Raw genomic sequence first — 14,056 nt, forward strand, 5'->3', positions numbered from 1 at the left:
ACGACCCACCTCTGCTTCGCCAAGTCCACACCCATCTCCTTCAGTTTCCTGTAAACCGTCCTTGAAACATTCTCATAGGCCTCCTATCCGCTCCGGCCAAGGGCAAGCTCCCTCCTGACCTCTTCGGAAACCATCTGGAAGACCCTGTGAACAAGCTCGCCGTTAGCCAGCCACTGGTTTTTCTCGCCCTCGACACCCATCCTCCTCAGGTAGACATCCCTCATTGTTGGACAATACCTGTACGCGACCTCGCTCACGCCTAGCCCGAGATACGCCCTGGGGCGAAGAGGAGGCTTGTCCCAGTTCCACCCCCTATACTCCTCTTCTACAGGGTCCTGGCTCCTTGCCCTGTGAAACCTTCTCAAACTCGCATACAGGTCTCTCTTAGAAAAGTAGCCCACACTCATGTTGTTTCCCCATGGATAGAGGAACAACTGTAATCTAATATTGGTTCTTACGGCTCTAGAATACAAATTCCTAATTATAGCAGGGACATTTTACTCGTTGAGGCCCAGAATTGCTTTTCCCCAGCTAGTCAGCTTCAGCCCGCCCTTCCTCCCATGAGACACTACCAGACCCATCTTCTTGAGATCAGCCAAGTGGTTCCTCACAGTCTTAGAGGACTTGCCGAGCCTATAAGCAATAGTATCCGCGTTGGAGTACTCGTTCTTTGCAATAAATTCCAATATATCCCTTTTCTCTTTGCTCAGGGACGAAAAAGCCCTGGCAATTCCAGAAGGAATATGGAGCTCTTCGGCCTCCCCGCTCTCAGACGACACGTATAGCTCGAAAACCTTGCCAGATGTAAAGAGAGCGATAAGCACAGCCACAATGACAGCCCTCATCCCTCCGCCCAGGTCGGCAATGATTGGCTCATAGAGACCGTTAATAACGCTCCTAGCCCTGGAAACAGCCAGCGAAGAATCGGAGAGAGGCAACTCTACTAGTCGAGGCGTATTCAAGCCTACCCTTGTACAGTACTCAATCAGGCTCGCATGAGCCCTCCTAGTCCCCGCAACAACTGGGCTACCAGTAAACAAGACAATGTCCTCGCCGCCCCTCGCGGCTAGACGACTAAGCCTCCTAATAACAAAGTCCTCGTGAAAACCAAGACTAAACACAAACGACCTACGCTCCACACTTTCCATTCGCATATCAGCTATTTTAACTTATCCCGTTTATAAAAGGGAATAATTTAAAACTTCACATTTTTCAAAACCAATAAGTCGAAATGGAATTATATTATAACCTCTAGCGCATTTTAACACTAGTTTTCCCAAGAAAAACAGGGAAAAACTCCTTTTTCTCTAGCATTATGCTTACAACATGATTGGATCTTTCTAGGAAAATCCTTTTTCACGATGGGATGTTTGTATATATACCTATAGGAAAAGATAAATAATTCTTTATCTAACCATGTTTTGATGCAAAAAGCAGATTATAGTCAACTAGACCAGAGATACGAGGGGCTCGTTAATATTTTCGCCTATCTTGTCAAGGAAAGAGTATATGGTCCCGTCGACAGAATGGCGAGAGCTACAGACCTTGATACGGTTAGACTTGCGGTATATGAGGCGTTGAGGTATGCGTCTACAGAGCTTAAACGAGGAGTGAAGATATACGTTCCCAGCGAGGGTGAGGTTCAGGACTTTTTGAGGGCTGTGGAAAAGAGAATCGGGCTAGCACGAGAAATAGCAATTAAAGCCTTGACAAGGGGCCTGCAAATGGAAGTAAGTTCATCTGGGGGTGAAAAGTAATGGTATTCGTATCTATTGGTTTAAGGCTTAGAGTCGAAGTAGAAGCTCTTAACATGGTTGAGGCTCTAGGCGCCTATACACGTCATAGAACAGTTTCCATTCTCAAAAAAGTAAATAAGGACGGTAGCATACGTTACAAGATTCTTACTGCTCCCGCAATCTCTGGACAGTCTATCGCCAACGGATATATGAGGGCACTAGTCGAGTTGGGTAATTTTTATAAATTGAAGGTATGTGAGGAATGTAAAGCATACGAGACGCGGGGAGGCTTCACTAAACACGGAACAAGCAAGGACAAAGACTTAACACATGACAAAATAGTGGAAAGCTGTATCGTGGAGGACATTACTGGCTTTATGGTTCCAGACCTTGGTATCCGGAGAACTTCGCCGGTGATGTTCAGTTACATGGTGCCCGATGTAGAGAGTGCTAAAGCCATGGTAGAGTCCCAGTTCCACGTAAGATACGACTTCTCGACCCAGCAACACCAGCCCTTCAGTATAGAGAGCGGAACAGCCATATACATGCTGATGATAGGCATCGATGCGTCAAGGATAGGCAAGCTCGAGAATGGTGAATTTACAGAAGACAGAGAGACGCGTTTAGAGGTGGCATTTAAGGGGATTTCTGTCCTTCTCGAAAGCTCCGGTTTCGGGGCAAAGAAGGCGAGATACCTACCAATAGAAGAAGTGGTCGGGGGCATAGCGGCTATATCAAACCCGATCCCATTCTCTGTTAGTCCGCCGCGTGTCTATCCCGGAGGAACAAATTACATCTGCGATACTATAGCCAGGGCGGAGAAATATTTAGACGCTTTGAATCAATTAAAAGAGGAAATCCATATCGTGTACATGGACAAAGAACGGCTAGACTCATGCACATCGAGCAAACAAAACGTCGAAAAAGCAGATACCATGACTGAGATGCTAGAAAAGGCCCTCCAGAAAACAAAGAACCTTCTGCCAAAGCAAAAAAGAGATTAGGGCACTACAAATGAAATATGCAGTGCTCGTTAAGCTAAGAGCTCCTGGAGGCATCACAGTCAACTATCCACTTGCACCTGTACCATCACCACATTATCCTCTTCCACCCCCTACAACGCTTGTGGGCGCCCTTGCATACCCATTCCTTAGACTCCGAGAAGCAAAAGAGACCGTTGAGGGCTCGTTTTCGCCGGCAGTAAAGATCTTAGACATGGTTCCGTACGCTTCCGCTGGAACAGATGGGTGGGTCCGAACCCGCGAAGTTGAGCGAATTTTCCAATTGATGTATCAGAAAAAGATTAGATGGAACGACATGTCGCTTGCGTATAGCGTAGGGGCACGAGGCTTAAGCCGTTTCGCTGATGACAAACTTTACGTCTTGTACATTGTCACCGAAAAGAGCTTGATAGATTACGCTTACGGTATTGTGAGAATTGGAAAAAAAGAGGGAATTGTAAGCGTCGAAGATGTATGCTACGAGGAACTAGAGAAAACCGTTAAGTACAAGGAAATGGGAACTTTTGAAACCTTCTTTTACTTCCCAAAAGACATAGCAGTTGTACAGAGGGGACAAGTTATATCTATGCCTAAACTTGTCAAAGAAAACTTTGGTACAACTGTTTCACCCGTAATGGAAGATTATATTGTAAATAACGGGTTTGAACCGATTATTGGCGAACTCAAAACGAACGGAGCCCTGATAAAGATAGAAGACTTCGAGATACCCATACCTAGAATGTTACTCGAGGGAAAAACATAATGCCACCAAAGAAAACTTCTGGACAAGTAGTAATAAGCCTTGAAAACATCGATGCATACCGAGGCTTTATTGTAACATGGTTTGCTGACGCAGCTACAACCTATCTAATCAACCAGAGACTTGACCGCGACATAAAAGAATCTCTTAGCGACCTTTGTGCACAAGCCAAAAATTATGTTGAAAGTCTAAAAGAGGCCGACAAAGAGAGAGCATGTAGCAGAATTCCCCTGCCCTTGACAGGTAATGACATAAAAACAAAAAGCCTTTATGACGTATGTAAATGTCCAGACCTCATATGCAACGAAAATCCTTCATCCATGAGCCTTAAACCAGCACTCTCGCTAGAATTCATCGAATACATAAAAACCTTCAATCCTCAAATAACCCAGAAGTTCCTAAAAAGAGAGGTTATAAAGATCGAGGACCGACTACATGGCCTAGCAGTGATTGGAGCCGACATCACTCATACCTATACTGTTAGGAGGGGTGTCGAACAGGAATGGGGATACACATTTATCGAAGTACCTAACCCAGGCGCTATTGATTATAGGAAATTAAGTGGAATGATAAAAACCGTCGTTAGATCTGTTCTTAATAATGAGGGTAGTAGGGCAAGTGTGCTAGTGGGAGTAGCCTCCGTCCTTGTGCTGATATACGGGAGAAATCTATATGAAAACGTGCAACGCTCACCAATAAATCTAGAGTTTCTCAGGCTTTCAATGCGTAATGGAGGCAAAAAGGCAATGGTCAAGGCTTTTGAAATCCTTAGTCCCAGCGGTATAGCTTTAGATATTTCACGAATGGGATTAGCCTCACCCCTCTACTCAATGTTTTCCAAATATCCAAAAAACAGTGGACCCGCAAGAAACTTCGTTGAAGACCTAGCCAGGGCGATAATCGTATACAACTCACTAAAGACGACAGAAGAGATTTACAAAGCTCTCAGAAGCCTCACGTCAGAGAACATTCGAAATGACCTCCACAGGAACTATGGCGACACATGGAGAGACATTTTTGACAAATTGTTACAGGTAAGGGTCTAGGAGGCGCAACAGTTGAGACCCCTAATCGAAAAAGCAGCTGAGATCTTAAAAAATGATGCTAACACCTCTAAACCGCCGAGAATAATTATTGAGGCGCCAACCGCTTATGGCAAAAGCACCGCAGCACCACTGATGGCTAGGATCCTCATTGAGAGTGGCTGGTGCCACAGTTTTATACATTCTTTACCGCTTAGAGCCATAGTAGAAGACGTTTATCTCTGTCTCATGATAAACGCTTTCTCGTCGAGTGAAGCCCTGAGAAACTATTGTAGGAAAAGTGGAACTGTTCTCAGAGAAGTTAAAGAGTCGCTTTCAGCCGTCAATATCGGCATCAAAGACATAGCTTACCAAATGGGTGAACACCTGCTTTCAAACCAGGAAAGCGATGAACTCGTAGAAGTGAAAGACGTCCTGAAAAAAGAACCACTATTCGATGCTAGATACGTCATAACTACACTCGACTCTCTTGCATATAACGCCTTCCGTGTCCCAGTTACAGAGATTTTTAGCTACAGGAAACACTATGCTATCCCCAGAACTAGGATTTTCGTAAGTGCAACATATTTCGACGAGGCACACATGATCTACGAGGAGAAGGAAGACGAAGAAAGCAACCTATTCACAACATTTAACGAGCTTCTCAGGATGCTGGTAGCAGCCCAAACACCAATTATTGTTGCAAGCGCCACACTCAGTGAAAACTCGGAGCGACACCTTCTAGAAACCCTACAAGAAGCAAAAATTGTAAAGCTTGACAAGACCGATAAAAGCGACGGGCACCTGACTCTTGTCCACGACAAAGAATTCGAAGAAAACGTTACATCTATCCAATGGTTCTCTAGTCTTCTCCGAGAGGATAACCTAAAAGAAAAAGTCAAGGAACTCATCGATACAGGAATGACTGTTTTTATAGCACGGGATACAATAAGAGAAGCAATAAAAACCTTCAAAGAACTAAAAGAATCGCTTGAGCTAAATGATGATGAAATAGTACTTTTACATAGCCTCATGACCAGGGAAGATAGAAGCAGAGCCCTAGAAAGCATCCGAGACGAAAAGACGAGGATACTCGTAGCTACAAGCATCGTGGAGGCAGGCGTAGACATAAGTTTCAATGCATTAATTACAGATGCCAGCAGAGCCTCCTCTGTAATCCAGAGAACAGGCCGAGTATGCAGAAAAATTGAAAGATGCAAGGAAAACAAAGCACATGTCTTTATCCTCGAAAACAAGCACCTCGATTCAAGGATCAAAGGGCTCCTTGAAAATGCAGAAAACCAGCAAAAACAGATATGCTGGAGACTGCCCTACGACACAGACAGTTATCTGGGCTACGGGCCGCTCCTACGGGAAACAGGTATCCCAGAAATAAACACGAAGCTGAAAAGGAGCCTGGAGACCCTAGCCTCTCCTCTCCTCATCTCCAGCAGATCCATCGGAGAAATTGTGAGAAACCATGGATACGGGCTGGTGCGGACATTTCTTGCAGAAGTCGTTGTTGCGGATCCAGAGCTTCTCAACGGAGCTGGCAGAAGAGTAAATCTAAACAAGGATAGCTTTGTAACCTCTCTAAACAAGCTCAGGCTTCTAGCTTCTAGGGGCTGCATAGACGGTCTGTATGTGGCGCTGGGGACACGGGAAAAAGCTACACTTAGGAAGATATCTCCAATAGAAGAGCTATACCGGCAAAGAGAAGAAATCAGCCTCGACAAATACTTCCATAACCTCCAAAAAACACTAGCCGACCCAGAAACAAAATACAACTTTGTTGGAACAGTCTTCCTGCTTAAAACTAACTGTTACGAGAAAAACCTAGGGGTAAAAGAAGATGTGCTACGCATATAGAAAACCACCAATAGAAGAAACTCTCCACAAACACTCACTCGAGGTTGCCCAATGCATTAAAAACTCCTGGGAATTCATCGGCCTAAAAAGAAAAATATGGAGGCTCTACGGTATCGACGAGGAAACAGCCGGAGACCTAGTTCTCATAGCAGGCCTCCTCCACGACCTAGGAAAAGCAGAAAAAGAAACACAGGAAAAATGCAAGACAGAGTGCACAGATTTCCCACATCACTATGTAACCTCCGCGATGATAGCCCTCAGGATCGGGTACAACACCATCGACCTCGACCTAAGCCCAGACAACATAGAGGACACCCTCAACCAACTCCTAGCTGGAAAAAATACGCAGCTCGAGGCGAGACATATCTTCCTGGCACTAGTTGTCCTACCAGTACTACTACACCACTACTCACAGATCACAAGCGAATACAGCGTCCTCAAACCAATCCGCCCAACAATATCAATCGGAGACGAATGCCTAAAACAAATCAACACACTTGCAAACAACGCAAAACAATTCATCAAAACCCCCATCGCATCAAAAATCCTAGACACCACGGCAAAAACCCTAAACAAGAACCCAATAGACTTAGGAGTACTACCAAACCTAAGAAACAACCTTCTCCGCATAGGAACATACAAAACAGAGAACATACTAATCGAGGCAACCACAGGAATACTAAACAAATGCGACGGACAAACAGCAACAAAAAACCGAAAGAACAAACACAAACAAAAAACCAAATAAAACCACCCCAAAACTTACACAAAAACCAAGACTTTAATTTCAATTCTTTCTCAGTTGCATCCCAATACATTGAGCAAATGTTTTCAAAGGGCAGCGGTAGAGCCTTCAATTCTTTCTAAGTTGCATCTACAGCTAATACAGGCCGCAATCGCCATCATGATAACAATCCTTCAATTTTTTCTTAGTTGCATCTAGGGTGTCAATCGATGTTATTGTTACCTCAACAAATTCAATCCTTCAATTCTTTCTAAGTTGCATCCGGAAATCCTAGAAAATTCGAGTACTTTCTTCTGAACTACAAATCCTTCAATTCTTTCTTAGTTGCATCGCGAGTTCTTCGATGTCCCTGTCCCGCAGTGATTTCTGCATCGCCTTCAATTCTTTCTGAGTTGCATCCTCGATTATGAGGCCGAGGACAAGGGCGATCAGGAAAAAGTTCCTTCAATTCTTTCTGAGTTGCATCTTGGTATATCACGCAAGAGGACTTAGACAAGGCTCTACAATACGCCCTTCAATTCTTTCTGAGTTGCATCATATTATACCGTAAGCCAACTTTTCACATATGGAAGCATTGCCTTCAATTCTTTCTGAGTTGCATCGGCTTGCTTGATGTCCTCTATTTCTGCCGTAATTGCTTTTAGTCCTTCAATTCTTTCTGAGTTGCATCAGCCGGGGCAGGGGAGGACCAGCCCCAAATATACATTATCCTTCAATTCTTTCTGAGTTGCATCACTGTATGATGGAAGAGACTATCACGGCCCCTTCCACACCTCCTTCAATTCTTTCTGAGTTGCATCTTCTACGTTGCCGACCAGGTTTCAATGGCACTTTATGGTCCTTCAATTCTTTCTGAGTTGCATCCCTCTCCAGCATCCTCGCGGTCGCAGAGACGAAGGGGACCTTCAATTCTTTCTGAGTTGCATCTCTAACACAGCTGCGCAGCTTTATTTATGAATGGATAACCTTCAATTCTTTCTGAGTTGCATCCAAGGTGTTGAAAATTATCTTGTATCCATTTATTTCTCCTTCAATTCTTTCTGAGTTGCATCTCAATGTCAGCCCTAGCATACTTAATCTGCCCATTTCCTTCAATTCTTTCTGAGTTGCATCTTACTGGCTCCGAGGTGCAAGCGAAGCTTCACACAGCTGTCCTTCAATTCTTTCTGAGTTGCATCCGAAATGTTTTACTCGGGCATGGTTTATATGTTTAATGCTTTTTCCTTCAAGAAGTCTGCAAAACTGCCCTAGCACACAAATTTACACATTGGAAACTTCTGAAACTTCCCTATAGGGAAGCTTCCCGAAACACCCCGTTTTGGGTCGGGACGTTTTCCCGTAAACCTAAATTTAAAATAAGCTTCCCAATGAGAAACTTCATAAACAACTTTTAGTTTGCACATAGGGAAATAGTTGACAAAAACTTATCCATGTTAACTTGGCAAGGTGACAGTGTCGCTACAAGGACAATTAGGGGTAGCTAGGGCGTGCTTGTCTGTTTTTCTCTGTTTTCTAGGCATGTGTAGATCTCTGCCAATGCTTCTAGTGTTTGTCTGGGTGTTTTGCCTGCTTTTTGCCTGAATGCTTCGAATTCTTGGCGTGGCACGGCTCCGCCCTCGAGGATCCTGGGGACGACGTGTCTATGTGGGAAGAGCTCGACGTATAGCTTCATGAGCTCTAGGGGGTCGGCGCCGTGGCGCCTAGCAGTGTCCTCGAACCTGAGGCACGGGTTAACGTTTGCGCTGCGGCTCCTGAACTCTGCGGGTATGTAGAGGCTCGCTATGACGGGCTGGAGCCCCCTCCTGACTACTAGTGCCTGGCCGTAGGCGAGCTTTCCGAGGAGGCCGGCGTCCCTCCAGCCCGTGACTGTGGCCAGTGTCTCGAGGTTGTCTGGGTCGTTTGTCGCGAAGACCATGAGTGTGCCTGCGTCCGCGAGCTTCCTGGCTACTCTGGCGAGGCTGTGGCCAACGGCCCATATCGAGACGTTGTACTTTCTGAGCTCGTCTGCTATCCTGTTTGCGACCTCTGTGTCTCCCAGCCTGTCTGCCTCGTCTAGGACGATTATCCCGCTCCAGCCTCCCCTCACGGCGGAGAAGTATGCCAGGTAGAGCGCCGATAGGCTGAAGATGTTCTTCGCCTCCTCTGGCAGCGGGCTGAGGTCGACCACTGTCCTCCCCCTGGGCAGGTCGCCGTGGCCGAGGAGGGCTGGGTGGATCATGGGCCTAAGCCTCCTGATGAGGGCGCCCGCGGCCGCCCGCTCGTCCTCCTGCCTGGAAGAGGACAGCAGCTTCTCGACGTGGCTGTAGGCGTCCAAGAGTGTCCCGCTCTTCTGGAGAGCCGTGTAGAGCGTGTAGGCGACTATTGGCGAAGCCTTTTCCTTCCACGTTGCCTCTATGACGCCCAATATGACAGAGTAGGCGACGTCTACGCCCATAGCGAGGGGGTTGATGAAGAGGTCTACCCCTGCCTCGAGGACCCTGTAGCCGTGCCTCTCGAGGAGCCTGTGCTCGCCCGTGACGTCCAAGACGAGCACGTTCCAGCCCTCGAGCCTGCTCAGCAGGTAGTCCAGGAAGCTACTCTTCCCAGTCCCTGGAGCCCCGATAATCGTGAGGCTGTTGTCCGAGCCCTCCCGAAGCCTCAGGCTGTAGCCGTGAAAAACAGGGATCTCCACTGCCCCGACAGCCTCGCCAGTATAGCCGCCAGAAACCAGGCCACGCGTAGCAATATCCACGTCCAGCGGCGTAAACACGTACAGCGGGTCAAGCCACGAAACCCTGGCAAGCAGGGGCGCCTTCAGCCTCGAAAACTTCTCGGCCAGCCCCCTGCTACCCTTCCCAAAGACCACCGCGTAGCCCCTATACACAGAGCCATACAGCAGGGCGCTCGAAACATACGGCTCAAATGCGCTCGGCAACCCGTACCTATACGCCCTCTGAAGCCCCTCATAGAACTTAGTAGCGTCACGCCTATACAGCACGAGGCCCACGTGGCCCCTAAGAGGCACAGCAACAGGCACACGAATCCTCAAAAAACGAGCCTCGGGAAACACGGGCTCAACACGCCAAACCCTCCACCCAGCGCCGACAGCAACCTCCTCAAAGACCCCCGCATCCCTCTCCCCCACCCCTATCAGCAAGCCCCTACCAAAATTAGCCACACCAAGCCTCCTAACCCCAGAAGCAAAAACAGGCCCAAGCCACATCTCCCCAGCAACAGCATCAACACCAAACCACACCGCCATACCAAAAACACAAGCAACAAAAATAAAAGGTGGAAACAAAAGAACCTTTTAGACAAAACAAACTGTTTGATTTTACTAAGACTAGCATTTTATTATAACCCGTGTTACCTACAAGATAAAACGAAGATACTTAGGTTTCAATAATTTAATAGATTTTTTTCTACTTAATATATACGACAGTGCCGCATAAATGTATCCCTTGCCGCTGATAATGTCTTGAAGAACATTTTTATCGCTTTCAAGAGCTTTTCGATATTCCTCATAGGTTTTGAAAGTAGATACTTCGTTATAGACAAATATCATTCTCAGAAGCATATCACGTAAAGTTTTTTTAATTTTTTTCATTTGAGTTTGAGTGTATACGTTTTTAAGAGTCTCAAGCATATATCTTCTGTATTGGTTTACAATTTTTAAAGCCTCATCGATATTATCGACTGTTAGGGACATGCTATTTAGTGACTCCATTTTAATATCCTCAAATCTTGGAAGAATATTGTTCCATTTTTGGTCTAAGCTTTCTTTATAATTAAGTATGTCCGCAGGTGCCATTGCAATGATTGAAATTCTTTTTGAAAAAGGTCTCACAAGGAGAAGAGCTTCATAGCTGTTAGAATTACCAAAAAATATCTTAGCGTCATGTGGACAGCCTCCAATTACTTCGGAATCTCCAATTCTTAATTTTATTTGAGAGATAAACACCTTTTCTGCAATCTTCACATGAGTGATTACCGGAACAACAAAGTCGCCGGGAAAAACGTATTGATAGTTATATCTTGGGATTGGAATTAAATATTTTGGATCCATGCTAATTTTGCCTAGTAACAGTTTTGATACAAAGTTAGGAGTTGCATAAAGCCCTTCCATTTCATCCAGGGCTGATTTGATTGATAGCCAATCTTTAGGGACACGGCTGATATTGATTTTAATCTTTCTAGACGGTCTTATTCTTAGAAAAGGTTCATAGAGGATTATCTGTTTTAAGGTGAGCTGTGCTCCGATTATTAGATTTCCAGATGTAGAGTTCAAATATTCCTGAAAATAAGATGAAGGGACACGTATGTATACAGGTTTCTGTAGAGCCATGCTGTACAAAATTAAGTGCGCTCTATTACCTTCAAAGTATGCGTATATCCCTTTAAATTCCATTTCATTAATTTTTTTACCGCATGGGGGTATAATTTCTGCAATACCTGATTTTTCGCGTCCTTGAGAGTATTCAAGTAATTTTAGTGGGTCTTTTCTTATTTCATCGCTGATTCTCTTTTGAAATCTTACATCTTCGGCGCATTGATTATACATATCTTCCAGTATTCTTCCCATAAGTGGATGACTGCTTAGTAATTTTTTTAATCTGCGAGTCTTCTTCCATACATCTTGGTTCTCGTAACTTTCGAAAGAGTCAAGAAAAGAGAGAAATTCTCTACTATACCTCGAATACTCTCTTACGTGAATAATGATATTATAGAGGTCTGACAAAGCAATTGCAAACGGTATTGGGTAGAAATACTCATCCAGCATGTATGCTCACAGAGGGTTGTTTAGCCAGATTCCATATTTGTTGGAAAAGTCGCAATAACTGATTAACTATTTCACCTTTGAAAAGAACCGCTATATCATAATTTGACAAGAAATGGACTTCTGTCATATTGAAGCTTCCTATCATAGCCATGTTTTCTGTTATAATCATTTTTAAATGAATGCCTCGAATTTTTGTATAAATTGTTTTTTGACCATATTTTATTAAACCATATTGACCAATCACTTTATACTCAAGATTAGGAAAAAGAGAATTCTTTAAGCGTTGCAAACTACCTATGTTCTCTTTTTTGAATTCCGTTAATATCCTTAGATTAGGGATATTCCGTATAAATGCTTTATAGTTTGAGAGAAGACCTGTGAAGGTTGAATCGATATAAGGCACAGCAATATTTAATTCTCTTTCAGCGCTTAATATTATTTCTCCTATGGCGTCAAAAAAGGATGGAAAACTTTCAAAAGATTTTCCTAAGTCTTCTTTTAAAGCTCCCGACAAGATAATGGATACATCAGGACTCGAAATAAACTTTTGCATTAGGTCTTTATCCTCATTAACTGCCCAAAGGGTGGTTGTCAAAGGTCGTGTCTCATCAAAAAACTCATCTTTTACTGCCTTTACAAGTCCTATCCTTCGCAGCTCTAATAGACATTTAATTATCTGGGATATGCTAACTTCATCTGGGAATTGCTTCTTTATCTCCGGAACACTCTTGGGACTCTCCCTTAAGATTGAAAGAATTTTTTCTTTCATTTCTGGGGCGCAATTATTTTTAAACGACATAATGTGCCAACCTTTTCTTGTCAATTATAAAATTCAATGAGAAACGATTGAGAACATAGTTTAGCCACATACAGTTTGCGGAGAACAGGCACGCCTTGCATGCCAGATTGCATGAACGAGGACATTCAGTTCTCTTGCCAACCAAGGCTATATAATCTATTTTTAGAGTATTATCCTTCTCAATTAAACTTCTTACACCACCTATGCCGCCTGGAGAATTGTCGTAGATTAGAACTTGGTATATGTCCCTTTCTTGATCTACTTTAATAGCTTCGCCAAATTCATGCTCACTTAAACCAGCAATAAGTGGAGCTGTTATGAGGAATAGATGCGCCAATGTATGGGTTATTACGGTAGGGGTTGCGTCACGCGATGAAAAACCCATTTTCTGAAGACTTTCTTGAGTTTCCTTTACTTTTGATGGATCCAAATTTATAAGTAATCCTTCTGTTTCAATTTTTCTCCCAATAACTTCAATGGCATTATCATTCCCAATAGAGACTATAGGAATGCGCTCCCTTTTTCCGGCGTAAGGAGTACCTGCCAACAGGAAAAGAGTTAACTGGTATACTTTTGCCTTGGTAAAAGCTATATCTATTATTCCTGGCATGCTTTCCTTAGGAAAATTTATTTCAATTTTATCATTATCAAGTGTCTTAAACAGGTTGATCGAAAAAGGCTTAGTAAGGGACTCGCTTGGTGGGACAATTCTATAAATCGTGTTTTCTCTCCTGGGAGGACGGACAATTGCATATGGAACGCTAGTAGAAGAATTACCTCTCCCCTTGCCACATACATTTATCTGAGTTGAACCAAGCGGTAGCTGTAGTTTCCATGGACATTTTGAACTTCGATTCACGTCTGGACATGCATAAATTAGCGAGCTAACAGGTCTCTCAGTACTAATTCGAACAATGCGTTTCAATACTTTGTTTTTTCTGTCAACGTCGCAGTATGCGTTAACAAATTTTGCAACAGGAATAAATAAATACTCTTCACTTCTCCTATAATAAGTAGAGAAGTTAGAAACTTGAAAATATCTATTTGGAGGGGTTAGGAACTTAGGGGCGGCAATATAGGCCTGAATAATTTTACCCCCACAATCACACTTGAAGTTTTTGGGTACCTCATCATCTCTATATATTTTGCCACATTTAGAGCACCAAAAATACCTTAAAGAAATTAGGTTATTTTCTAATTCAGCTAAAACGTTTTCAGGCATTATTACTTTTACCTTTTTTCCCCTCACTTGGCGAGCTAAAAGGTCAAATACTGTGCTCAACTGGTACATCTCGCTTTTAAGTCTGTCAAGTTCTCTTGCGAGCTCATCAAGAAGACTATAATTGATATCTTGTGACAAGACCC

General features: G+C 43.9%; 12 protein-coding genes and 1 CRISPR repeat array. Of the genes, 6 read left to right on the forward strand and 6 right to left on the reverse strand.

The genetic code is table 11. The annotated features are described in order from the left end of the window. Window positions 1–83 precede the first annotated feature (83 nt). Both cas4 and csa3 read right to left on the reverse strand, forming a co-directional pair. Complete coding sequence (gene cas4 / locus N186_RS03525; protein WP_148682025.1) at window positions 84–407, reverse strand: CRISPR-associated protein Cas4; 324 nt, start codon at window positions 405–407, stop codon at window positions 84–86. A gap of 90 nt (window positions 408–497) precedes the next feature. Next, complete coding sequence (csa3, locus tag N186_RS03530) at window positions 498–1,148, reverse strand: CRISPR-associated CARF protein Csa3 (RefSeq protein WP_020962396.1); 651 nt, start codon at window positions 1,146–1,148, stop codon at window positions 498–500. 276 nt (window positions 1,149–1,424) lie between these two features. Between csa3 and N186_RS03535 the strand changes: the two genes are divergently transcribed. The 6 genes from N186_RS03535 to N186_RS03560 are packed head-to-tail and all read left to right on the forward strand — an operon-like array spanning window position 1,425 to window position 7,136. After that, window positions 1,425–1,757: a hypothetical protein gene (locus tag N186_RS03535; RefSeq protein ID WP_020962397.1), complete on the forward strand. Its 333-nt coding sequence runs from the start codon at window positions 1,425–1,427 to the stop codon at window positions 1,755–1,757. Beyond that, window positions 1,757–2,740, forward strand: coding sequence for a DevR family CRISPR-associated autoregulator (locus N186_RS03540; protein WP_020962398.1), 984 nt, complete (start codon window positions 1,757–1,759; stop codon window positions 2,738–2,740). The genes N186_RS03535 and N186_RS03540 overlap by 1 nt, the downstream gene beginning before the upstream one ends. Window positions 2,741–2,750: 10 nt before the next feature. Further along, window positions 2,751–3,500, forward strand: a complete 750-nt coding sequence (gene cas5a / locus N186_RS03545; RefSeq protein WP_020962399.1) for a type I-A CRISPR-associated protein Cas5a — start codon at window positions 2,751–2,753, stop codon at window positions 3,498–3,500. Beyond that, a complete protein-coding gene (locus tag N186_RS03550) occupies window positions 3,500–4,543 on the forward strand; it encodes a hypothetical protein (RefSeq protein ID WP_020962400.1) in 1,044 nt (347 codons plus the stop codon). Before cas5a ends, N186_RS03550 begins: the two co-directional genes overlap by 1 nt. Before the next feature lie 12 nt (window positions 4,544–4,555). Beyond that, complete coding sequence (cas3, locus tag N186_RS03555) at window positions 4,556–6,388, forward strand: CRISPR-associated helicase Cas3' (protein WP_020962401.1); 1,833 nt, start codon at window positions 4,556–4,558, stop codon at window positions 6,386–6,388. After that, window positions 6,372–7,136 (forward strand): HD domain-containing protein, encoded by a 765-nt coding sequence (locus N186_RS03560; protein ID WP_020962402.1) that lies wholly within the window; start codon window positions 6,372–6,374, stop codon window positions 7,134–7,136. The genes cas3 and N186_RS03560 overlap by 17 nt, the downstream gene beginning before the upstream one ends. A 36-nt stretch (window positions 7,137–7,172) precedes the next feature. Beyond that, window positions 7,173–8,311: direct repeats of the CRISPR family, unit length 25 nt; unit sequence CCTTCAATTCTTTCTGAGTTGCATC. Between the two features lie 302 nt (window positions 8,312–8,613). On the opposite strand, the gene N186_RS03565 is transcribed toward N186_RS03560, so the two are convergent. The 4 genes from N186_RS03565 to N186_RS03580 form a co-directional block, all read right to left on the reverse strand. Then, the gene (locus N186_RS03565) at window positions 8,614–10,374 is read right to left on the reverse strand and encodes a helicase HerA domain-containing protein (protein WP_020962403.1); all 1,761 of its coding nucleotides are present in this window, start codon (window positions 10,372–10,374) and stop codon (window positions 8,614–8,616) included. A 108-nt stretch (window positions 10,375–10,482) separates the two neighbouring features. Further along, entirely contained in the window at window positions 10,483–11,892 is a 1,410-nt protein-coding gene (locus tag N186_RS03570) for a hypothetical protein (protein WP_020962404.1), read from the reverse strand. Then, entirely contained in the window at window positions 11,882–12,691 is an 810-nt protein-coding gene (locus N186_RS03575; protein ID WP_020962405.1) for a phospholipase D-like domain-containing protein, read from the reverse strand. The genes N186_RS03570 and N186_RS03575 overlap by 11 nt, the downstream gene beginning before the upstream one ends. Further along, window positions 12,681–14,051, reverse strand: a complete 1,371-nt coding sequence (locus N186_RS03580; protein ID WP_148682027.1) for a DUF1998 domain-containing protein — start codon at window positions 14,049–14,051, stop codon at window positions 12,681–12,683. Before N186_RS03580 ends, N186_RS03575 begins: the two co-directional genes overlap by 11 nt. Window positions 14,052–14,056: the final 5 nt, after the last annotated feature.

This window comes from Thermofilum adornatum (genome assembly GCF_000446015.1).
Lineage (GTDB): Archaea > Thermoproteota > Thermoprotei > Thermofilales > Thermofilaceae > Thermofilum > Thermofilum adornatum.